Genomic DNA, 19,761 nt, shown 5'->3' with positions numbered 1-19,761 from the left:
GTGTTAAGATAGGTGAAAGCGCTTTCAAGTGTGGAGGTGAGCGGATGGAGGAAGGAGAACTGATCCGGCGGATGAAGCGGGGTGACCCTGCCGCTCTGGAGGCTTTGATGGACCGGGACATGGCCTTTGCCTGCGGAGTGGCCTCCTCCATTCTGCGGGACGCCCCCAGGGATGTGGAGGAGGTGGTGTCCGATTCCTTCCTGGCCCTGTGGAATAACGCCCACAAGCTGGTGCCCGGCCGGGTGCGGGGCTATCTCAGTGCGATTGTCCGCAACAGAGCCAAAAACCGCCTGCGGGAACTGGGGAAGGAGCTGCCTCTGGAGGAGGATCTTCTGGACCTGGAGCCCTCCGGCGATCCGGGGCCCCGGCAATCTCTTTGATTCTTTTTTACCATTGAAAGCGCCCCCCCCTGGACGAGGGGCAGAAGGCCCTGCTGGACGAGATGGGTACCACCGATCTGGCCCCCTCCACCAGCAACGGCATTACCATTACCCCGCTGGCCTCGGTGGCCGATGCGTACAACTGTTACCTCCGCCTGCGGGTGGAGGCCCCGGAGGGCACGGTCCTGCCCGATATGGGTACTCAGGAGGATCATGTGTTCCTGGATGTGGACCTGCGGGACACCGCCACCGGCGAAAGACTGGACTGGGGAGTGCAGAAAGCGCGGTTCCTGCCTGACAGCACCCCTGGGGACAATGTGGTGGAGCTGGTCTTTATCCTCTATGGCCGGCCGGGCGGTGTAAACTGGAACGATGGCGTATCCAAGACGCTGTATCTCACCGATCTGGCGCTTATCCCTAGGGAGGGTACCTCTGGAGAGGAGCCTATGATTCTGGAGGGAACGTGGAGCTTTGCACTGGATCATCTCTACCGGAGCAAGATTCTGGAGGTAGACCCAGCCGGGGCTGTCCGCCTGGACACAGAGACCCAGACTATGGTCACGCTGGAATCGCTGACCCTCTCCCCGCTGTCGGTCAGCTTCACCCTCTCCTATCCGCAGGACGCGGGATCCTTTGTCCACTATGAATTAACGCTAGTCTGTAAGGATGGTTCCACCGTCACCATCAACGGGGCAAACGGATATGGCGATCCAGGTCCGGATGGACCAGGAGGACGAGATTACTTCTACGGCGTCTCGGCCTTTGATATCCCCATCCCGCTGGAGCGGATCGACCACATCCAGTTTGGGGACTGCTCCATTTTCCTGCCGGACACAACGCAATAGGCAAAAAAGGTCCCGGACCAGCGGCCCGGGACCTTTTTTATTTACTTCACCACAATATCTACATAGGCGGAGGTGGTGGCGTCCAGCACTGCCATATAGCCGCACCGGAATTCCAGCCAGTCGCCCACCTGCACCTGGCCGCCGCAGTCCTCCACGTCCACGATCAAATGGTCGGAACTGGCTCCAATCATCTCCGCCCCCGGCAGGGTGGGGGTGAGGGCGGCCCAGGCTACGTCCTGTTTTCCGGCGGCGCAGATGGCCCGCAGGCGCACACCACGGTCAGGATACTCCGGGGTGTCCCCCTTGCCATCCCGGCCCAGCTCACCGATGGGTACCGAAGGCTTGCGCCGCAGCTCTACCACCTGGGCCTTGAACAGGAAGGCATCCTGATGATAGCCGTCCAGGAACCGGTTGCCGGTGGTGTCCTCGCCGAAAAGTACCGCTTCACCCACCCGCAGCTGATTGATTCCGGCGGGCATAACGCCGTCCTCCAGCAGCTTGAGGGCGCAGGTGCCTCCTGCCGACAGCACCGAGATGGAGCAGCCGTAGGTCCTGTTGAGGTAGTCCCGCAGCTCCACCAGAATGGCGGTGTTGTCCACCGAGGGCAGCACACTGCCGTAGCACCCCACGTTGGTGCCTAACCCCACTAATTTCACACCGGGGCAGTCCAGAATCTGGGGTACGATCTCGTCCAGCTGCTCCCGGCCGAACACCCCCTCCCGCAGATCTCCCACGTCAATCATCAGGATGATGGGGTGGACCTTGCCCTGCCGGAGGGCGGCCTCCGATACTGCCCGGATCACCTCGATCTGGCTCTGGAGACTCCAGTCTGCCCAGCGGACCACCTCCTCGGCCTCCAGGATAGCGGGGATACGGATGAGCAGGTACTTGAGGCCGGGGATAGCCTCCTTGGCGGCCATGATATTCTTCATCCGGCTGTCGGCAAAGGAGGTGATGCCCCCTGCCATGGCCGCCCGAATCACCTCCGGCCGGGCCGAGAAGCCTTTGGTGGCAAAGACCAGCTCCACCCCCTTGGATGCACAGAAATCATGGAGCTTTTTGGCGTTTTCGGTCACTTTTTTTGTGTTGATCTCCAGGATAGGCGCATACATGACACGTTCCTCCTTTGATGATCCTCTGTCCCCATCATACCGGTTCCAACTCTTTCTGGCAAGAAAATTTTTCCCGCCCCTTGACAACTGCGTATCTATGTGTTATTACTGTATATGTCAAGTATATACAGTATGACAACGAGGTGCACCATGGATATCATCATCAGCAACTCCGGCGGCGTGCCCATTTACGACCAGATCACCCGGCAGATGAAGGGCCTCATCCTCCGGGGAGAGCTGGCCGAGGGGGAGGCCCTTCCCTCCATGCGGCTGCTGGCCAAGGAACTGCGTATTTCTGTCATCACCACCAAACGAGCCTATGAAGAGCTGGAGCGGGACGGCTTCATCACCACCGTGCCGGGGAAGGGGTGCTTTGTAGCCCCACGAAACCTGGAGCTGGTCCATGAGGAGACCCTCCGCCGGGCGGAGGAGCATCTCTCCCAAGCGGTGGACATCGCCAAGACCGGCGGCGTCACCCTGGCGGAGCTGACCGAGACCCTCAGCCTTCTGTATGGAGAGGAAACAGTATGAGCAATGCATTGGAAGTATGCCATCTCACTAAGGATTACGGCTCCTTCAAGCTGGACGACGTGTCCTTCACTGTGCCCGGCGGCACCATTATGGGTCTGATCGGGGAGAACGGGGCAGGGAAGTCCACCACCATCAAATGTATTCTGAACCTGATCCACCGGGACGGCGGGGAGATCTCCGTCTTTGGGCTGGACGCTGTCCGTGACGAGCGGGCAGTAAAGAGTCAGGTGGGGGTGGTACTGGACGAGTCCCTCTTCCACGATACCCTCAACCCGGTCCAGATTGGCAAGATCCTGTCCAAACTCTATCCCAACTGGGATGGAACGTGCTACGGGAGCTATCTGCGGAAATTTGAGCTGCCGGAGAAAAAGACCGTCAAGACCTTTTCCCGGGGCATGAAAATGAAGCTGGCTATTGCGGCTGCCTTTGCAGCCAAACCCAGGCTGCTGATCCTGGACGAGGCCACCTCCGGCCTGGACCCGGTGGTGCGGGATGAGATTCTGGATGAGTTTCTCAACTTTATTCAGGACGAGGAGCATTCTATCCTCATTTCCAGCCATATCACCAGCGACTTGGAGAAGGCCGCGGACTATGTAACCTATCTCCACAAGGGGCGGGTGGTTCTGTCCGGCGCCAAGGACGAACTGCTGGACTCCTACGGCAAGCTGGTGTGCAGCCGCGCCGATCTGGAGCGGGTGGACCGGTCCCTGCTGGCGGGCAGCCGGGTGGGACAGTTCGGGTGCGAGGCCCTGGTAAAGGACCGGTACGCCTTTGCCCGCCGCTATCCGGGCCTAACGGTGGACCCCGCTACCCTGGAGGATATCATGGTCTTTACCGGAAAGGGGGATGCCCAATGACCGGGCTGATCTATAAGGATATTGTGGCTTTGCGCAAGCAGCTTTCCACCCTGCTGCTCTTTCTCGTCGTGTACGGAGGCTTCTGCGTGACCGGGGTGTTTGATTTCTCCATCTTGGGGGCTCTGGTAGCCGTATTCGGTCTCACCATTCCCGTGTCCTCGGTGGCACTGGACGATGCCGCCCATTGGGACCGGTACGCGGTGGCCACCTCCGCCGGACGGCGGGGGGTGGTGGCCGGGAAATATGTGTTCACCCTGTTGGTAATCGTGGTCAGTGTGGCGGTGGCGGCGGGCCTGATGGTGTGCCTTTCCTTGGCCGGACTGACCGAGACAACGCTGGATGATCTGGTACTCATTGCCCTGTCCTGCGGCGTGCTTACGCTGGTGTTGGACGCCATCATTCTGCCCTTCCTGCTCAAGTATGGGGCGGAGAAGGCCAGAGTGATCAGCATGATCACCTTTGTAGTGATTTTTGGCGGCGCTGTGCTGCTTGGGGGACTGGACAAGAACCAGATCACTCTGCCCACGCCTCCGGCGTGGCTGCTGACCGCCCTGCCCGTCCTCTTGGGATTGCTGGCTATTGGCGGCTACCTGATCTCCTATTTTATCGCACAGGGGATCTACGCCAAAAAGGAATTTTGAAGATACGGATATAAAAATGGGCCCGCTGCGCTATGCAGCGGGCCCAAATTGATTCTGTGCAGATTACATCCGTACAAACTGGTTCCGGTCCGGATCGTACTGGCAATCCAGCACGGCCAGCTTCTGGGAGATCTCGTCCTTATCTGCCTGGAGATCGTCGCACAGGGCGTCCAGGGAGGGATAGAAGTCCCGCAGTTTGGTGTTGACATAACTGAGCAGAATCATGGGATCTTGGGGAAACATGAAAAATGTGCCTACTTTCTGTGTCTAAAATACTTCAAAGTGGGGGTGATTTACAGCCCCAGCTTCTCGGCCGCCCCACACGACCCTGTCGTGTGGGGACCCTGTTATTTTATCTGCGCGGGGCAAGTGAATTGTCCCGGCATCAAGGTTTTGCCTTTGGCAAAACGCTTGGAACGCCGCACTTGCGGCGGGGCTAAACGACGTCCGCTAGGACAACTAGATGACTTACAGTCCCAGCTTCTCGGCCACAAAGTCGTCCACTTTGGCGAGAGCGTCGTCCAGCTTGAGGACGTCGGAGCCGCCGCCCATGGCACTGTCGGGCTTGCCGCCGCCCTTGCCGCCGCAGCAGCAGCACACCTGCTTCACCAGGTCACCGGCCTTGATGCCCTTGGCCACGGCGTCCTTGCCGCACACGGACAGGAAGGTGATCTTGCCGTCCTTCACGCTGGACAGAACGGCTACTACGCTGGAGTCCTTATCCCGCAGGAAATCGCCCATCTTGCGCAGACGGTCGGCATCGGCATCGTTGAGGGTGGCGGTAAGCACCTTCAGGCCGCCCACGTCCTTGGCGCCCATCAGGAAGTTGCCAGCCTGATTGATGGCTTCTTTGGCCTTGAAGCCCTCCACCATGTGGCGCAGCTCGCGCAGTTCGCTGATGGTCTGCTCGGCCTTCTCCCGCAGATCGCTGGGCTTGGCCTTGAGCACGGCAGCGGCCTCAAACAGCTTCTGCTGGTTCTGGTTCATAATCTTCAGGGACTGAGCGCCGGTGGTGGCCTCAATACGGCGGACGCCGGAGGCCACGGAGAACTCGCTCTCGATGTGGAACACGCCCACCTTGGCGGTGTTGTCCAGGTGGGTGCCGCCGCAGAACTCCACGGAGTAGCCCTCGCCCATGTCCACCACGCGGACGGTGTCGCCGTACTTCTCACCGAACAGGGCGATGGCGCCCTTCTTTTTGGCCTCCTCGATGGGCAGCACGTCGGTGTGGACGTCGTAGCCCTCCAGCACGGCCTCGTTGACCATGGCAGACACCTGGCCCAGCTCCTCGGCAGTCATAGCGGAGAAGTGGGTGAAGTCGAAGCGCAGCCGGTCGGGCTCTACCAGAGAACCGGCCTGATGGACGTGGTCGCCCAGCACGGTACGCAGGGCCTTGTCCAGCAGGTGGGTAGCGGAGTGAGCGCGCATGATGGCTTTCCGGCGGGACACGTCGATGGAGGCAGTGACAGTGTCGCCCAGCTTGAGGGTGCCCTCGGTCAGCTTGCCGTAGTGCATATACTTGCCGCCCTTGTTCTTCTGCACGTCGGTGACCTGGAACTGAGCGCCGCCAGCGGTGGTGATGGTGCCATGGTCGGCCACCTGGCCGCCCATCTCGGCGTAGAAGGGGGTCTTATCCAGCACCACGATGCCCTCCACGCCGGGCATCAGCTCTTCGGCCTGCTCGTTCTCCACCACCAGAGCCACAACCTTGGCGTCGTCAATGGCAGTGTTCTCGTAGCCCACAAACTCCGTCTCGGGCACGTCTTTGCCGAACTCCACGCCGGCCCAGCCCAGATCGCCCAGAGCCTCGCGGGCCTTACGGGCGCGCTCCTTCTGCTCCTGCATCAGCTTCTGGAAGGCGGCCTGATCCACGGTCATGCCCTGCTCCTCCACCATCTCGATGGTCAGGTCGATGGGGAAGCCGTAGGTGTCGTACAGCTTGAAGGCGTCAGCGCCGGAGAACACGGTCTCGCCGCCGGCCTTGTGGCCCTCCAGCATATCGTTGAAGATCTTCAGGCCGCCGTCGATGGTGCGGGCGAAGTTCTCCTCCTCAGTGCGGATGACCTTGGTAATATAGTCCTGGCGCTCCCGAAGCTCGGGGTAGTGGCCCTCGTTCTCGTGAATAACGGTGTCGCACACCTCATACAGGAAGGGATCGTTGACGCCCAGCAGCTTGCCGTGGCGGGCGGCCCGGCGGAGCAGGCGGCGGAGGACGTAGCCCCGGCCCTCGTTGGAGGGGAGCACGCCGTCGCAGATCATAAAGGTGGCGGAGCGGATGTGGTCGGTGATAACGCGAAGAGACACGTCCTTGGCGGCGGTCTCGCCGTAGTGGGCGTGGGTGATCTCGCTCACCTTGTTGGTGATGTTCATGACGGTGTCCACGTCAAACAGGGAGGCCACATCCTGGCACACGCAGGCCAGACGCTCCAGGCCCATGCCGGTGTCGATGTTCTTCTGCTTGAGCTCGGTGTAGTGGTTCTCGCCGTCGTTGTCGAACTGGGAGAACACTACGTTCCACACCTCAATATAGCGGTCGCAGTCGCAGCCCACGGTGCAGCCGGGCTTGCCGCAGCCCCACTGCTCGCCGCGGTCGTAGTAGATCTCGGAGCAGGGGCCGCAGGGACCGGAGCCGTGCTCCCAGAAGTTATCCTCCTTGCCGAACTTGAAGATGCGGTCGGCGGGGATGCCGATCTCCTCGTTCCAGATGCGGAAAGCCTCGTCGTCGGCGGGGGTGGTCTCATTGCCGGCGAACACAGAGGGGTAGAGGCGGTTGGGGTCCAGGCCCACCCACTCGGGGGAGGTCAGGAACTCCCAGGCCCAGTGAATGGCCTCCTTCTTGAAGTAATCACCGAAGGAGAAGTTGCCCAGCATCTCGAAGTAGGTGCCGTGACGGGCGGTGTGACCGATGTTCTCAATGTCGCCGGTGCGGATGCACTTCTGGCAGGTGGTCACACGGTGGCGGGGGGGCTCCTGCTCGCCGGTGAAGAAGGGCTTCATGGGCGCCATGCCGCTGTTGATGAGCAGCAGGGAGGCGTCGTTCTGGGGAATCAGGGAAAAGCTGGGCAGGCGCAGGTGTCCCTTGGTCTCAAAGAAGGACAGGAACATCTCGCGCAGTTCGTTCAGACCGAACTTCTTGGGCATATGATTCAATCTCCTCTGCAAAAAAATAAGCCCCGCCCCCATGTCAGGGGCGGAGCAATGTTCACTCCACGGTACCACCCTGATCTGCGCCCAAAGAGCGCATCTCATTGCATCCGGTAACGGGGATGAATCGTCCCGGTCCTCCCGGGCCGCTCAGAAGTGGCGCGCAGGCTCGTGTCGCGGAGGGCTCTCACCGTCCCCTCTCGCTCGTCGCGGCGTGGTCTGCTTGGCTTCGTCATTGCGCTTCAACTGCCTTATTCTATCACATTTTTCGCCGTTGTCAACCGCCTTTTCGGGGAGAACCGGCGCCGAGCGGTCAGAGAAAGGATTCCAGGCAGTAGAGCCGGTTCCGTTCCGCGTCCCAGAAGAAGATGATTTCGCTGTTGTCCGACTTGGCGCGATACCAGTTGGAACAAGCGTCGTAGTCGGGGCGGTACTCAGCCGGGACCTCAATCTCGTCCAGCCAGGTTTCGGCGGCCTGGGTGAGGCTGTCGCAGTAGATGGTCTCCCGGTCCACGCTGGCCCAGGCGAACATCTGGTCAATGAAATCCTCGTACTGATAGGAGAATATATGGTATCGGATACCGTCCCCCAGAAAACTGGGGCCGGAATCCTTTTCATAGCATGGAACGGGACGGGCCCAAAAAGGAATGGAGATCCCCCAGTTCAGGCGCAGCGCCAGGGTGTAACTGGAGAGAACCCTCCAGCCGATGGCTCCGGCCACAAGGAGGAGACAGGCGACGGTCAATAGAATGTGTTTTCTTTTCATAGCGGACCTCTTTTCCAGGGGGCGTATCAGTTGCGGACCGTGCGGACAGGGCGGGGCAGCAGAGACCCCAGAAAGAAGAGCAGCGGCGGCAGCAGACCGGCCAGAAACATGGAAAAATACCAGGTGAAGCCGAAGGTGCTCCAGGCGGTAAGATCTGCATTCTGCCCCAGGGCGGCCAGCATGAACACAAAGGAGGGGCACGCCAAAAAGTAGGTGCTTGTCAGCATCCAGAAGCCTATGCCGGAGAGAAGGGAAGGACAGATAAGCAGAAGCCACCCTCCAAAGGCCCAGCCCCAGGCAAGCAGGGCGGGCCAAAGAACAGCCTTTACGCCCTCTTTCGGTGTGGGCCGGTTCCAGCTGCGGACGGCAGCCATGATCCACCCGGCGGGAAGATAGAGGACCATCATCCACAGTGCCTGAAGCGGTGAGGAAACGGATGCAAACACTTGGGGCCCTAAGAACAACAGCGGAGCGCAGAGGGCAGTGATCACAAAATGTCCCGCTGCAAATCCCCCCAACCGGGAGGCAGGTGACGGAGTCATAAGAATCGCTCCTTTCGAGGCCATCCTACCATGCGGGAAACTGAAAGTCAATATAAATTTATTGAAAAACGATAAAATGAAGGGACGACAAAGCCGGGCGTGCCTTGAGGCACGCCCGGCGGAGATTCTTATTCGCCTTCGTAGGCCCGGCGGTAGATCTCGATGATCTGGGCCTTGGTGGCCTTGCGGGGATTGGTGAGGCAGCAGACGTCCTTCATGGCGTTTTCCGCCATAATCTCAAAGTCCTCCGGCTTGACCCCCAACTGCTTCAGATCAGAGGGGATACCCACCTGGCGGCTGATGGTGCGGATGGCCTGGATGGCCTTGGCCGCGGAATCCCCGGTGGACAGGCCGTCGATCTGTTCCCCCATGGCCTGGGCCAGATCCCGGAAGCGATTCAGGTTGCCGATGAGATTGAACTCCTCCACATAGGGCAGCAGGATGGCGTTGCATACGCCGTGAGGCAGGTTGTAGTAGCCGCCCAGCTGGTGGGCCATGGCGTGGACGTAGCCCAGAGAGGCGTTATTGAAGGCGATGCCTGCCAGATACTGGGCGTAGGCCATCTTGTCCCGGGCCTTCATGTAGTCGCCGTTGGCCACTGCCTTGGGCAGGTACTGGTAGATCATCTTCACCGCCATCAGGGCGGCGGAGTCGGTGAGCACGTTGGCGGCGGTGGAGACATAGGCCTCAATGGCGTGGGTCATGGCGTCCATACCGGTGGCGGCGGTGAGGGAAGCGGGCATCCCCTTCATGAGGACCGGGTCGTTGACGGCGATCTTGGGGGTGACTCGCCAGTCCACAATGGCCATTTTCACCTTGCGGGTGGTGTCGGTGATGATGCAGAAGCGGGTGATCTCAGAGGCGGTGCCGGCGGTGGTATTGATGGCCATCAGGGGAACCACGTCCTTGGAGGCCTTGTCCACGCCCTCGTAGTCGTGGATGGTGCCGCCGTTGCTGGCCACCAGGCCGATGCCCTTGGCGCAGTCGTGGGAGGAGCCGCCGCCCAGAGAAATAATGGAGTCGCAGCCGTTCTGCTGGAAGAAGGTCACGCCTGCCTCCACGTTCTTGTCGGTGGGGTTGGGCTCGGCTCCGTCAAAGACCACCGACCGGATGCCAGAGCCGGACAGGATCTCCTGGATGGAGGCGGCCATGCCGGACTGGGCCAGGAACTTGTCGGTGACGATCATGGCGTGACTGACGTTCAGGCTGCTCATCAGCGCGCCGATCTCATTGACGGCTCCTTCACCGAACACATTGCGGGTGGGCAGGAAGTAGTAAGTGGACATAGCAGATTTCCTCCTTGTGCCGGGCGCCTGCGCCCAAATGATTGACGCAAGTATAATCTGCCAGATGAAAGCTGTCAATAAGTTTTAAAAAGTTTATTTTTTAACGAAATATCGTTATATTTGTAACGTATATGTTAAAAATATGACAATAACATTTTAAAACGAAACCGATTGGTTTAGATTTGAAAATGTGGAAAACTGAGAACCATTTTCTCCTTGTTGTGACAATAACAACAATCTGTTTCCAACACGAAATAGGCGGCCCGCCTGCCGGTCAGAACCGGTAGAGGTAGAGATAGGTTTCGTTGTAGTCCTCCTTGCCGTGGGCGGTGATGGCCACCCGGTCCTCGTCGAACCAGCTCAGAGAGCCCTCCTGCAGGGCGTCGTAGTTTTCCCGGTCCAGCAGGGTGAACACGCCTTTTTCCAGGTCCATCACCCCCAGGCTGGAAATTCCCAGCCCGTCGGCCTGGCCGTCATAGCTGGCAAACAGGACCTTGGTGCCGGAAGCATTGGCGATCAAGGTGGCGTTCTCCTGCTGGGACAACGAGAAATCCTCCACAATGGTGGTCCCGCCGGTAACCAGGTCCAGCACCGATACCGTGCCGTCCTCCGCCACATAAATGCCCCGTCCGCCGCCAAAGAAGAACTGAAAGCCGTAAGGGTTCTCCTCCCGGGACTGGTAGACCGGCAGCTGGGAAAAGGTGCGTTTCAGTTGGCCGTTCTCCGGCTGCCAGGTCCAGACATCGTAGCAGTCCCCCTCCGACCCGGAGAGGGTCAGCAGGATCAGGGCGCCGTCCTGACCAAACCAGGCGCTGAATACCTCCAGGCCGGTGAGCTCGTCCAGGGCGGTGGTGGTCTTGGCTGCCCGGTCACAGTAGAACCAGCCCGTGCGGTCGCTGGACAGGATGGCGGCGGACAGATCGTCCGTCCACCGCACATCGGTTAGGGGGGCGGCCTTTTCCCAGCCGGTGCCGCCCAGCAGGTCGGTGACTTCACCGGTTTCCAGGTCCAGCAGCACTGGGTACTGCCGGTAGTCCATTTGGCTGCCCTGGCTGAGACGGAGGATGACGCTGTCGGCGGAGCCGGGGATGGCGATGGTATTACAGTCGTAGTCCAGGGCATAGCCGGCGGTGCCGTTGCAGTAGCAGGAGATGGACCCCTCATACTCGCACCAGTAGACGGTGTCGGTATAAGTCACGCCCTCCCAGGTGGTGGAAAATTCGGTGGTGCAGGTCTCCAGGGGGACCAGCTGATCCCCTTCCGCCGCCCAGTAGTGGAAGTCCAGGAGAGAACCGTCATCGGCTCGTTCCGCCTGAAACAGGGTGCCGACGCCGTAGTCATAACCCGCCCCCGCATTGGGGAGACGGATATACTGGGCCTCCACCAGATCGTCAATGGTGGTCTGGGTCATTTCCGGCTCCTCCGGCGCCTCGCCCACAGGGCCGGGCACCTGCTCGGTTTCCTCAAGGTGGAAGAAGGTGAGCACCGCCGCCCGCAGTTGGGGGCTTACCGCTATAGCCACCATAAAGGTGCAGGCGATGGCGGCCGCCGCCGCAAGAGCTTTGCCAGCCAGCCTGCGGGGGTGGGCCTGCCGCCTGGGGGGCAGATTCAGTTGCCCTTTGATGCGCTCCTCCAGCTCGGGGGCGGGGTTCAGCTGGTCCATTGCGTTGCGATAATTCCGGGTGTTCATACGCTTCCCTCCCATCCGGTGTCCAGTTCCAGTTTCAGCAGCTCCCGGCCTCGCTTTAGCCGCATTTTGACCGCCGACTGGCTCAGCTTCAGGATCTCGGCCACCTCCGCCACCGAGTAGCCCTCGTAGTAGTGGAGGTGAATGGGGCCCTTGTAGGTCTCGGGCAGGGCCAGAATGGTCTCCAGCACCGCCCGATCCGGCCCTGACCGCACAGGGCAGCTCTCATCCAGGGCCACTGTCTGCCGCCGCCAAAAAGTTTTCAGCTGGTCCCGGCACAGATTGGCGGTCACCCGCAGCAGCCAGCGCTTTTCGTGTTCCCCGTCGGCAAAGGCGGGGGCCTTGTACAGCAGCTTGAGAAAGACCTCCTGAGTCACATCCTCGGCGTCCGCCGGGCGGCCCAGATAGACCATGGCCAGCCGGTAAACCGAAGTACCATGGGCGGAATAGGCGGCTTCAAACCGGCGGATCAAAGGGTCGTTTTCTTTCATCGTACCGCCTCCTTTCACCCATATAACGACTGGGCGAGGGCTCAGGTCACAAAAAAGTCCAGGCGAACTTCGCCTGGACTTTTTATATCAGGAATTTTCCCGGCAGGCCCGAAGGATGGACAGGGGGGGCACCGGACGGGGCAGCTTCATGCGGAATATCATCTGGGGGGTGCGGGGCTCGGTGAGGGGCCAGCCGTTTTCGTCCTCCATGGCACCGGCGGCAAAGGGGGTGGCGGACACGTTGGGGCCCACCAGCTCCAGCGTGTCCCCCACGGCAAACTTGTTGCGCAGGGACAGGGTGGCGTTGCCCTCGGAATCGCAGGCGGTGACGATGGCCACCACCTGCCACTCCCGGACATAGCGGGCGTCGCCGGTGTACTGGCCGGGCTGGCCGAAGTAGAAGCCGGTGGAGTAGGGGCGGTGGCTCACTTTCTCCACCTCTTCCCGCCACACCGGGTCCAGAGGACGGCCCTCCGCCGCCGCGTCGATGGCGTGGCGGTAGGCGGCGGTGACGGCGGCGGCGTAGTAGGCGCTCTTGGCCCGGCCCTCTACCTTGAGGGAGTTGAGCCCGGCCTCCATCAGCTCCGGAATATGGTCGATCATGCACATATCCCGGGAGTTCATGATATAGGCGCCCCCTTCGTCCTCGCCGATGGGGAAGTATTCCCCGGGGCGCTTCTCCTCCATCAGGGCGTACTTGTAGCGGCAGGGCTGGGCACAGGCGCCCCGGTTGGCGTCCCGCCCGGTCATATAGTTGGAGAGCAGACACCGGCCGGAGTAGCTGACGCACATGGCCCCGTGGACAAAGGCCTCGATCTCCAGTTCCTTGGGGGCTTTGGCCCGAATCTCCCGGATCTCGTCCAGAGACAGCTCCCGGGCCAGAATCACCCGGCTGGCCCCCAGCTCATACCAGGCCCGGGCGGCCTGATAGTTGGAGATGCTGGCCTGGGTGGAGATATGGGCCTTGACCTTGGGGGCGTGCTTTTTCAGCAGGGAGAGCACCCCCACGTCGGCCACGATGGCGGCGTCCACCCCCAGGTCCTGGAGGTACTCCAGCCACTGGGGCAGCCGGGCTACCTCGTCGTTGCGGGGCATGGTGTTGCAGGTGACGTGGATGGACACGCCCTTGCTGTGGCACAGCTCCACCGCCTGGCGCATCTCGTCCGGAGTGAAGTTGCCGGCAAAGGCCCGCATACCGAAATCGTTGCCCGCCAGATAGACCGCGTCCGCCCCGTAGGCCAGGGACATTTTCAGCCGTTCCATGTCCCCGGCGGGGGAGAGCAGTTCGATTTGTTTAGTCATTCTTGTACAGCTCCTGGCTCTTGAGGAAAGATTGGTGCTCACTGCTGGAGCGGAAGAAGTGGTGTACCCCGTCGTCGCCCAGGGCGTAGTAGTAGTAATTGGTGGAGTCGGGGTTCACCGCCGCCTTCAGGGCGTCCACACCGGGACAGGAGATGGCGGTGGGGGGAAGCCCCTTGTGGGTATAGGTGTTATAGGGGGTATCCGCCTGGGTGTTTACTTGGGTGCCTCCGGTGACATACAGGATGGTGGCATCGATGTTCAGATAGCCCGCCGTCTCGCTGGTGGGCTTGTTGAGACGGTTGTAGATCACCGAGGAGATCTTGCCCTGATCGGTGCCGTCGGTCTCCTTCTCAATCATGGAGGCGATGATGACGGCGTCGTTGACGCTCATGCCCTTGTCCGTCATGGTCTGGCGCATCTCATCGGTGAAGATCTCGTCAAAGCGAAGGATCATCTTGTTGAGCACGCTCACCGGGTCCTCGCCCATATAGAACTCGTAAGTGTCGGGGAAGAGGTAGCCCTCCAGACGCTTGGCGTCTCCCAGAGGCAGCACGCCCTGGAGGAAGGAGAACTTGAAGTCGTAGTTGGCGGCAGTCTCGGTCAGATCCTCCACCGTGGCCACGCCTGCCTTCTCCAGCATTTCGAAGATCTGGGCCTCGGTGGTGCCCTCCGGGATGGTCACCGTGGTGGTGAGCCGGTTGGCGGAACTGGAGCCCATGCTGCTGATGAGGGCACGGTAGTCCATATCAGTGTTCAGCTCATAGCTGCCCGGGGTGATCTTGGCGTCGTCGTCTCCGGCCTGGCCCGAGACGTGGGTAAAGCTGCAGAAGAGCTTGAATACAAATTTGTATTCGATCAGGCCCGCATCCTTCAGCTTGTCGGCCACCTGATCCACCGTGTCGCCCTCCTTGATCTCCACCACGGCGGTGAGGGGGGCCTTGTTCAGGGCGAGAATGTCGTTGGCCCACATCCAGCTGACCCCCGCCAGCAGGACGGAGGCGCCCAGCACGCATACCACATAGATCAGAATACCCCATGAGCCCAGACGTTTGCGCTTCTTGCGGGGCCGGGGCTGAGTCTGATGCTCCGGGTCGGAGGAGGAGCGGCCGGACGGGCGGTTAGACGGACGGCTGGAAGGGCGGCTGGAAGGTGCCAGGCGCTTTCCACCGTGATTGGCGTGGGAAGGGGGCTCCCGGCGGCCCTCGTTGCGATAATCTTCCTGAGACATAGGTTCAACTCCTAATCGAATGAAAAACAGTAGCTTGCCGGAACCAGGATCTCCGCCCCTGCATAGAATAGGTCAGTTCAAGCAAGTGAGGTGAGACGACAATGTGTTTCGGCAATAACGGTTTTGGCGGCAGCAGCTGCCTGTGGATCATCCTGATCATCATCCTGCTGTGCTGCTGCTGCGGCGGCGGGAACAGCTGCGGCAACAGCTGCGGCTGCAACAACAACTGCGGTTGCAACGACGGCTGCTGCTAAGCCGTACGTACCGCGGGGAAGCGGGGCCTCAGGCCCCGCTTTTCTCCTATCCCGGTGCGGACGGGCCGTACAGGCTGGTTTCAGTGATCACCAGATCCACCCCCAGGTCGTGGGGGAGACGGGGAATGGCCTCCATCAGCAGTCCATCCCGGCACAGCGCGGCAGTGACGCCGGAAAATCCGGCCAGCCAGCGGTCGTAATACCCGCCGCCACGTCCAAGACGGCCGCCGGAGCGGTCAAAGGCCAGTCCAGGCACCAGAACCAGATCGATCTGGTCCGGTGGGATGAGGGGACAGTCCAGGCCCGGCTCCAGCATTCCGTAGGGATGGCGGATGAGGGTACTGTCCCTTTGGACGAGCCTGGCCTCCATTTGGTTCCCCGGCAGGCACCTGGGCAGACACACCTGCTTTCCTATATCCCACAGGGGTGACAGCAGCCGGACGGTGTCCGGTTCGGTGTCCATGCCGTGGTAGAGCAGGACGGTCCGGGCGGACTCTATCTGAGGCAGGGCCAGAAAACGGCGAAACAGGACTTCATCTCCGGCAATCCGCGCCTGAGATGACAGCGTGGCCAGCCAGTCCAGTGCCTGACGGCGCAGGCGGGCCTTCTCAGCCGTGATAGTGGACGGCATCCTTTACCTGGGCAGCAGCGGCAGGCCCCTTCAGAATCTCTACCAGCTTCAGGCCGAAGGGGAAGGCGGAACCGGCGGCCTCGCCGGTGACGATGTGGCCATCCACCACGACGGAGCAACCCTTCTGCACCACAGCGGAACCCATCAGATCCTCCATACCGGGGTAACACACCGCGTTGCGGCGGTCCAGCATCCCCAGGTTGGCCAGAATGGTGGGAGCAGCACAGATGGCGGCCAGCCAGCAGCCGTGATCATAGCAGCGCTGGATGAGGGCCTGAGCCCGCATATCACCGCTGATGGCCTCTACGCCGCCCAGTCCGCCGGGAAGCATGAGCATCCGCAGCTGGTCGGGCTCCAGTTGGTCCAGCGTGGTGTCCGCCGTGACAGTGATCCCGTGGCTGCCGGTGACCTGAAGTCCGTCCAGGCCCACCAGAGCTACCTTGACACCAGCCCGACGCAGCAGGTCGGCGGGGACCAGAGCTTCGCTCTCTTCAAACCCGTTACCCAGTAAAATAGCTACCATTCAACAGCACCTCATTTTATGATTTGGGCCACCATAGCCCAGATGTCTTGGTGGATTTCTTCCGTGGAGCGCAGACGTCCTGTCTGGTCCACGCAGGGGACCTTGTGCCAGCCCAGGCAGTCAGCCGCCCGCAGAGCGGTGCGGCGGCACAGGGCCAGATAATCGGTATCTACTTCGTGAATATCGCCTTTGGTATGGGTGGCCGCCTCCCGGCTGCGCAGCAGCTCCACGGCCCGTTCTGTGGGCATATCCAGATAGATCACCTGGTCGGGGAAGGGCAGTCCCAATTTGCTACATTCAAAGTCAAAGAGCCAATGAAAGAACTCCTCCCACTGGTCCTCAGGTAGCTTGCTGGCCTGGTGGACGGCGTTGGAGGTGGTGTACCGGTCAGAGAGTACCAGCCCGCCGTTCCGGTAGTAGTCTCCCCACACCTTCTTCCAAGATGCGTACCGATCCACCGCGTAGAAGGTGGAGGCGGCATAGGGATTTACGTCAGAGGGATGGGAGCCAAACTCACCGCCCAGATACATCCGCAGCAGGGCGGAAGAGGGCTCCTGATACTGGGGAAAGACCAGACGGCGGAAGGAGATATCCTCCTGCTCCAGCCGCTGACACAGCAGCTTGAACTGGGTGGATTTGCCGGAGCCGTCGGTTCCTTCAAACACAATCAGCTTTCCTGCCATGTCAGCGCCTCCTGATCCGGGCGCCTACGGCATACCACAGCACCAGAGGGAGCTTGGCCATGCGCCCGATGCGCTTGGGCTCCTTGATGAGCCGGTGGAGCCACTCCAGCCCCAGCTTTTGAAAGGCCTTGGGAGCCCGTTCCACCACGCCGGCAAAGACGTCCAGGGAGCCGCCCAGGCCGATCATCAGGTGCGCGCCGGTAGCGGGACCGTTCTGTACCATCCAGAACTCCTGCTTGGGCGCGCCCAGACAGACAAAGACCACATCTGCGGCGGCGGCGCGGATTTCCTCCACCACCGGACCGTCCTCCTTGAAGTAGCCGTCGTGGGTACCGCAGACAATAAGTCCGGGATAGGTACTCTTCAGGTTGGCAGCGGCCAGCTCGGCCACGCCGGGTTTGGCGCCCAGCAGAAAGAGCCGCTTTCCGTGTTCCGCCATCCATGCCACCAGCCGCTGGGCAAAATCGATGCCCGGCACTTTGCTTTTCAGGGGGCGGCCCAGAATCTTGGCGGAGTAGATCACACCGATGCCGTCGGCCAGCACCAGGTCAGCCCCCAGCAGGGCCTGCTTGAATTCGGGGTTTTTCCGGGCGGCCAGGATAAATTCCGGGTTGGGGGTCACAGCATAGTGAAAGCCGTCCGCTTCCACCAGCCCGGAGCCAGTCTGTACCGCCTCATCCAACGTCAGGTCGTCGAAGCCGACGCCCAAAACATCTGTCCTCAAAATGAATTGCCTCCGATTGGATCAAGTCCACAATTTCACACCATTCTACCATAGCGGAAGAGAAAAGTCCATGCGGAAACAGGGAGAAAGGAGGGTGGAAATGATAAAGTTTCTGTGAAGAAAGCCGGAAAAGCGCCCTTCGCACAGCGAAGGGCGCTTTGGCTCAGATCAGGGAGGGAAGCAGATTCAGCTTGCACAGCAGAGTGCAGGTCAGGGCGGCAGCCTCCTCCCGGGTGGTGACTCCGGCGGGATCGATCTCACTGGGGGCGGCCCAAAGCAGGCCGTCCTCATCCTGTGCCAGCAGCCATACCGACTCCCAGGACCAGGAGGAATAGTTCTGATACTCGGCGGACGCCGCCTCCGGACGATTCTGCCAGGTCTGGATCAGATCCAGATCAAGTTTCCTGCCCAGGCGGGACAGAATGGTGATAAACTGCTCGTGGCTCACAGGATCGTTGGGGGCGAAGCGGCCGCCGCCTACGCCGTTTACCAGTCCCATGGAGGCCAGGGCATTGACGGAGGGACCGTACCAGTCGTCCATGGACACGTCGGTAAAGGCGCTCTCCCCGGTAGGAACCTTGCAGTTCAGGGCCTGGGCCAGCAGGGTACAGAGTTGTCCCCGGGTCAGAGCTTCCGCGGGACGATAGGTGCCGTCTCCCGCGCCCAGTACCACGCCGTAGGTGGCCAGCAGGCCGATTTCATCGGCATAGGGGGACTGATCGGTGTCGGAGAACCCCCGATGATGATAGCCGCTGAGGCCGCAGGCGGCGGCCAGATCGGCGGCGGTGGTGGCCTCCCAGCCATCACCGGTGCCTGTCCGCAGCAGGACTCCGTCGGGCAGAGCCTCCAGCAGCGCGGTAAAGGCAGCCTGGTAGGAGGTGGAGCAGGCTTGTTCCAAATCGATGTACCAGGCACCGTTCAGATCAATGCGCGCCGTACCGGAGGTGTCTCCCTGGGGCTCGGGACTGGAGAGAAGCACGGCGGCCTCGTCCGCCAGGGACGGATTCAGCAGCAGGTGCGGCATGACGCCGATGGTGTCGTTGCTGGTACCGGCAGGCCCGAAAAAGCGATAGGCGGTCATTTTCAGAGCATCGCCCTCGGAGAAAAAGGCAGGAAAGAGGGTGCTGTCCAACAGGATCTGAGCGACTCCTTTTCCGTAGGTGCGGTCTCCCACCAGCAGGCCGGAGCCGGTGTCCCGAATGGCGGAGGCAAACAGCTCGGAGGCGCTGGCCGAATAGAAGTTGGTCAGGACGATGAGCGGTTCATCGGTGATCTGGGCGCTCTGACTGCCCTGGGCGTTGATGGAGCCGTCGCTGGCCCGCATATAAACCAGCTGATCGTTGGGACCAGCAAAATAGCTGATGGTGTTGAGGGCGGCGGTCACTTCTCCGCCGCCGTTGTTGCGCAGGTCCATGATCCAGTGGTCGGCCTGACTGCCATAGGTTTCCAAACCTTCCTGCACATGACCGGCGGTTTCAGGACCAAAGGCGTCGCAGGCCACATAGCCGATGTGGTCCTCCCAAAGTTCAGTATAGGCGGTGGGCACCACAAAGGCGCAGCGGGTCAGGGTGACGGTGTGGGCCTGGCCGTCCCGCAGATAAGTCAGCTGGAAGGAGGTCCCCACCTCGCCGCCCAGCAGAGCGGAGGCCTGCTCCAGGCTGATTTTCATACAAGACTGGCCATCGATGGCGGTAATTACGTCTCCTGCCAGCAGACCACCCGCCTCTGCGGCGGAGCCGGGGATCACGCGGGTTACCAGCAGACCATCGTCAGCCAGCTGAATGGAAACGCCGGCGCCTACCAGCTCAGAGTCGGAGAGAGAGGCGTGAAAGGCGGCATACTCTTCGGCGGTAAAATATTCGGTGTAGGGGTCTCCGAGGGCCTGGATAATCCCGTTCATATCCGTTTGCTCAAATACCTGGTCGGGAAGAGGGTCCAGGTAGTACCAGTTCAGCAGCGTCAGAGCCTGCGAGGGATTGAGCGCCTGGGCAGCGGTTGTCAGCAAAAGGCTTGCGGCCAGCCCGACGGCCGGCAGGCGAAAGCGAAGTTTCATAGTACGCCTCCCGTAATATTATGTAACCCCATTTTAGAGCAAAGCGGGGGCGGGCGCAAGGCCCGTCCCCACTTTGTAGCA

At 61.0% G+C, this 19,761-nt stretch carries 21 protein-coding genes; 6 read left to right on the top strand and 15 right to left on the bottom strand.

Annotated features, from left to right (window positions below; all coding sequences use genetic code 11):
• Nucleotides 1-44: 44 nt before the first annotated feature.
• Both B5E56_RS01275 and B5E56_RS01270 read left to right on the top strand, forming a co-directional pair.
• Entirely contained in the window at nucleotides 45-380 is a 336-nt protein-coding gene (locus tag B5E56_RS01275) for an RNA polymerase sigma factor (RefSeq protein ID WP_087387970.1), read from the top strand.
• A gap of 62 nt (nucleotides 381-442) precedes the next feature.
• Nucleotides 443-1,225, top strand: coding sequence for a hypothetical protein (locus B5E56_RS01270; RefSeq protein WP_087387968.1), 783 nt, complete (start codon nucleotides 443-445; stop codon nucleotides 1,223-1,225).
• A gap of 41 nt (nucleotides 1,226-1,266) precedes the next feature.
• On the opposite strand, the gene B5E56_RS01265 is transcribed toward B5E56_RS01270, so the two are convergent.
• Nucleotides 1,267-2,337 (bottom strand): alanine racemase, encoded by a 1,071-nt coding sequence (locus tag B5E56_RS01265; RefSeq protein WP_087387966.1) that lies wholly within the window; start codon nucleotides 2,335-2,337, stop codon nucleotides 1,267-1,269.
• 150 nt (nucleotides 2,338-2,487) lie between these two features.
• Between B5E56_RS01265 and B5E56_RS01260 the strand changes: the two genes are divergently transcribed.
• Genes B5E56_RS01260 through B5E56_RS01250 form a run of 3 tightly spaced genes read left to right on the top strand, consistent with a single transcriptional unit; the run spans nucleotide 2,488 to nucleotide 4,366 of the window.
• Entirely contained in the window at nucleotides 2,488-2,868 is a 381-nt protein-coding gene (locus B5E56_RS01260) for a GntR family transcriptional regulator (RefSeq protein WP_087188269.1), read from the top strand.
• Nucleotides 2,865-3,725 carry an ABC transporter ATP-binding protein gene (locus tag B5E56_RS01255; RefSeq protein WP_087387964.1) on the top strand — a complete coding sequence of 287 codons (861 nt, stop codon included), beginning with the start codon at nucleotides 2,865-2,867 and terminating at the stop codon, nucleotides 3,723-3,725. Before B5E56_RS01260 ends, B5E56_RS01255 begins: the two co-directional genes overlap by 4 nt.
• The gene (locus B5E56_RS01250) at nucleotides 3,722-4,366 is read left to right on the top strand and encodes an ABC-2 transporter permease (RefSeq protein ID WP_087387962.1); all 645 of its coding nucleotides are present in this window, start codon (nucleotides 3,722-3,724) and stop codon (nucleotides 4,364-4,366) included. The genes B5E56_RS01255 and B5E56_RS01250 overlap by 4 nt, the downstream gene beginning before the upstream one ends.
• A 63-nt stretch (nucleotides 4,367-4,429) precedes the next feature.
• Here the strand turns inward: B5E56_RS01250 and B5E56_RS01245 are convergent, their stop codons facing one another.
• The 9 genes from B5E56_RS01245 to mltG form a co-directional block, all read right to left on the bottom strand.
• On the bottom strand, nucleotides 4,430-4,609 hold the full coding sequence (locus B5E56_RS01245; RefSeq protein ID WP_087268852.1) for a DUF4250 domain-containing protein: 180 nt from the start codon (nucleotides 4,607-4,609) through the stop codon (nucleotides 4,430-4,432).
• Nucleotides 4,610-4,834: 225 nt separating this feature from the next.
• Nucleotides 4,835-7,507: an alanine--tRNA ligase gene (alaS, locus tag B5E56_RS01240; protein ID WP_087387960.1), complete on the bottom strand. Its 2,673-nt coding sequence runs from the start codon at nucleotides 7,505-7,507 to the stop codon at nucleotides 4,835-4,837.
• Nucleotides 7,508-7,823: 316 nt separating this feature from the next.
• Entirely contained in the window at nucleotides 7,824-8,276 is a 453-nt protein-coding gene (locus B5E56_RS01235) for a hypothetical protein (RefSeq protein WP_087387958.1), read from the bottom strand.
• Between the two features lie 26 nt (nucleotides 8,277-8,302).
• Nucleotides 8,303-8,683 carry a hypothetical protein gene (locus B5E56_RS01230; RefSeq protein ID WP_143383107.1) on the bottom strand — a complete coding sequence of 127 codons (381 nt, stop codon included), beginning with the start codon at nucleotides 8,681-8,683 and terminating at the stop codon, nucleotides 8,303-8,305.
• A 263-nt stretch (nucleotides 8,684-8,946) separates the two neighbouring features.
• Nucleotides 8,947-10,104: an iron-containing alcohol dehydrogenase gene (locus B5E56_RS01225; protein WP_087387954.1), complete on the bottom strand. Its 1,158-nt coding sequence runs from the start codon at nucleotides 10,102-10,104 to the stop codon at nucleotides 8,947-8,949.
• A 274-nt stretch (nucleotides 10,105-10,378) separates the two neighbouring features.
• Nucleotides 10,379-11,794 (bottom strand): hypothetical protein, encoded by a 1,416-nt coding sequence (locus B5E56_RS01220; RefSeq protein WP_087387952.1) that lies wholly within the window; start codon nucleotides 11,792-11,794, stop codon nucleotides 10,379-10,381.
• Nucleotides 11,791-12,282, bottom strand: a complete 492-nt coding sequence (locus B5E56_RS01215) for an RNA polymerase sigma factor (protein ID WP_087387950.1) — start codon at nucleotides 12,280-12,282, stop codon at nucleotides 11,791-11,793. The genes B5E56_RS01220 and B5E56_RS01215 overlap by 4 nt, the downstream gene beginning before the upstream one ends.
• Nucleotides 12,283-12,369: 87 nt before the next feature.
• Complete coding sequence (locus B5E56_RS01210) at nucleotides 12,370-13,584, bottom strand: peptidase U32 family protein (RefSeq protein WP_087387948.1); 1,215 nt, start codon at nucleotides 13,582-13,584, stop codon at nucleotides 12,370-12,372.
• Nucleotides 13,577-14,812 carry an endolytic transglycosylase MltG gene (gene mltG, locus B5E56_RS01205; protein WP_087387946.1) on the bottom strand — a complete coding sequence of 412 codons (1,236 nt, stop codon included), beginning with the start codon at nucleotides 14,810-14,812 and terminating at the stop codon, nucleotides 13,577-13,579. The genes B5E56_RS01210 and mltG overlap by 8 nt, the downstream gene beginning before the upstream one ends.
• 101 nt (nucleotides 14,813-14,913) lie before the next feature.
• Between mltG and B5E56_RS14685 the strand changes: the two genes are divergently transcribed.
• Entirely contained in the window at nucleotides 14,914-15,066 is a 153-nt protein-coding gene (locus tag B5E56_RS14685) for a hypothetical protein (RefSeq protein ID WP_164496864.1), read from the top strand.
• Nucleotides 15,067-15,112: 46 nt separating this feature from the next.
• On the opposite strand, the gene B5E56_RS01200 is transcribed toward B5E56_RS14685, so the two are convergent.
• The 5 genes from B5E56_RS01200 to B5E56_RS01180 all read right to left on the bottom strand — a co-directional run bounded on the left by B5E56_RS01200 (nucleotide 15,113) and on the right by B5E56_RS01180 (nucleotide 19,680).
• Nucleotides 15,113-15,697 carry a 5-formyltetrahydrofolate cyclo-ligase gene (locus B5E56_RS01200; protein ID WP_087387944.1) on the bottom strand — a complete coding sequence of 195 codons (585 nt, stop codon included), beginning with the start codon at nucleotides 15,695-15,697 and terminating at the stop codon, nucleotides 15,113-15,115.
• A complete protein-coding gene (locus tag B5E56_RS01195; RefSeq protein WP_087387942.1) occupies nucleotides 15,675-16,220 on the bottom strand; it encodes a DJ-1 family glyoxalase III in 546 nt (181 codons plus the stop codon). The genes B5E56_RS01200 and B5E56_RS01195 overlap by 23 nt, the downstream gene beginning before the upstream one ends.
• Before the next feature lie 11 nt (nucleotides 16,221-16,231).
• The gene (locus B5E56_RS01190) at nucleotides 16,232-16,903 is read right to left on the bottom strand and encodes a dTMP kinase (RefSeq protein ID WP_087188279.1); all 672 of its coding nucleotides are present in this window, start codon (nucleotides 16,901-16,903) and stop codon (nucleotides 16,232-16,234) included.
• 1 nt (nucleotide 16,904) lies between these two features.
• Nucleotides 16,905-17,627, bottom strand: a complete 723-nt coding sequence (locus B5E56_RS01185; RefSeq protein ID WP_087327918.1) for a WecB/TagA/CpsF family glycosyltransferase — start codon at nucleotides 17,625-17,627, stop codon at nucleotides 16,905-16,907.
• Between the two features lie 163 nt (nucleotides 17,628-17,790).
• Nucleotides 17,791-19,680 carry a S41 family peptidase gene (locus B5E56_RS01180; RefSeq protein WP_087387940.1) on the bottom strand — a complete coding sequence of 630 codons (1,890 nt, stop codon included), beginning with the start codon at nucleotides 19,678-19,680 and terminating at the stop codon, nucleotides 17,791-17,793.
• Nucleotides 19,681-19,761 lie beyond the last annotated feature (81 nt).

This window comes from Flavonifractor sp. An112, from assembly GCF_002161085.1.
In the GTDB taxonomy this organism is placed as follows: Bacteria; Bacillota; Clostridia; order Oscillospirales; family Oscillospiraceae; genus Flavonifractor; species Flavonifractor avicola.
This window is presented reverse-complemented; position numbering and strand designations above follow the sequence as displayed.

Excerpts from the sequence above, each read along its gene's own strand:
- B5E56_RS01215 (WP_087387950.1), bottom strand. The coding sequence starts at position 12,282 with ATGAAAGAAAACGACCCTTTGATCCGCCGGTTTGAAGCCGCCTATTCC.
- B5E56_RS01225 (WP_087387954.1), bottom strand. The coding sequence starts at position 10,104 with ATGTCCACTTACTACTTCCTGCCCACCCGCAATGTGTTCGGTGAAGGA.
- B5E56_RS01250 (WP_087387962.1), top strand. The coding sequence starts at position 3,722 with ATGACCGGGCTGATCTATAAGGATATTGTGGCTTTGCGCAAGCAGCTT.
- B5E56_RS01230 (WP_143383107.1), bottom strand. The coding sequence starts at position 8,683 with ATGATGGTCCTCTATCTTCCCGCCGGGTGGATCATGGCTGCCGTCCGC.
- B5E56_RS01210 (WP_087387948.1), bottom strand. The coding sequence starts at position 13,584 with ATGACTAAACAAATCGAACTGCTCTCCCCCGCCGGGGACATGGAACGG.
- mltG (WP_087387946.1), bottom strand. The coding sequence starts at position 14,812 with ATGTCTCAGGAAGATTATCGCAACGAGGGCCGCCGGGAGCCCCCTTCC.
- B5E56_RS01270 (WP_087387968.1), top strand. The coding sequence starts at position 443 with ATGGGTACCACCGATCTGGCCCCCTCCACCAGCAACGGCATTACCATT.
- B5E56_RS01245 (WP_087268852.1), bottom strand. The coding sequence starts at position 4,609 with ATGTTTCCCCAAGATCCCATGATTCTGCTCAGTTATGTCAACACCAAA.
- alaS (WP_087387960.1), bottom strand. The coding sequence starts at position 7,507 with ATGCCCAAGAAGTTCGGTCTGAACGAACTGCGCGAGATGTTCCTGTCC.
- B5E56_RS14685 (WP_164496864.1), top strand. The coding sequence starts at position 14,914 with ATGTGTTTCGGCAATAACGGTTTTGGCGGCAGCAGCTGCCTGTGGATC.
- B5E56_RS01265 (WP_087387966.1), bottom strand. The coding sequence starts at position 2,337 with ATGTATGCGCCTATCCTGGAGATCAACACAAAAAAAGTGACCGAAAAC.
- B5E56_RS01260 (WP_087188269.1), top strand. The coding sequence starts at position 2,488 with ATGGATATCATCATCAGCAACTCCGGCGGCGTGCCCATTTACGACCAG.
- B5E56_RS01195 (WP_087387942.1), bottom strand. The coding sequence starts at position 16,220 with ATGGTAGCTATTTTACTGGGTAACGGGTTTGAAGAGAGCGAAGCTCTG.
- B5E56_RS01235 (WP_087387958.1), bottom strand. The coding sequence starts at position 8,276 with ATGAAAAGAAAACACATTCTATTGACCGTCGCCTGTCTCCTCCTTGTG.
- B5E56_RS01200 (WP_087387944.1), bottom strand. The coding sequence starts at position 15,697 with ATGCCGTCCACTATCACGGCTGAGAAGGCCCGCCTGCGCCGTCAGGCA.
- B5E56_RS01220 (WP_087387952.1), bottom strand. The coding sequence starts at position 11,794 with ATGAACACCCGGAATTATCGCAACGCAATGGACCAGCTGAACCCCGCC.
- B5E56_RS01180 (WP_087387940.1), bottom strand. The coding sequence starts at position 19,680 with ATGAAACTTCGCTTTCGCCTGCCGGCCGTCGGGCTGGCCGCAAGCCTT.
- B5E56_RS01190 (WP_087188279.1), bottom strand. The coding sequence starts at position 16,903 with ATGGCAGGAAAGCTGATTGTGTTTGAAGGAACCGACGGCTCCGGCAAA.
- B5E56_RS01255 (WP_087387964.1), top strand. The coding sequence starts at position 2,865 with ATGAGCAATGCATTGGAAGTATGCCATCTCACTAAGGATTACGGCTCC.
- B5E56_RS01275 (WP_087387970.1), top strand. The coding sequence starts at position 45 with ATGGAGGAAGGAGAACTGATCCGGCGGATGAAGCGGGGTGACCCTGCC.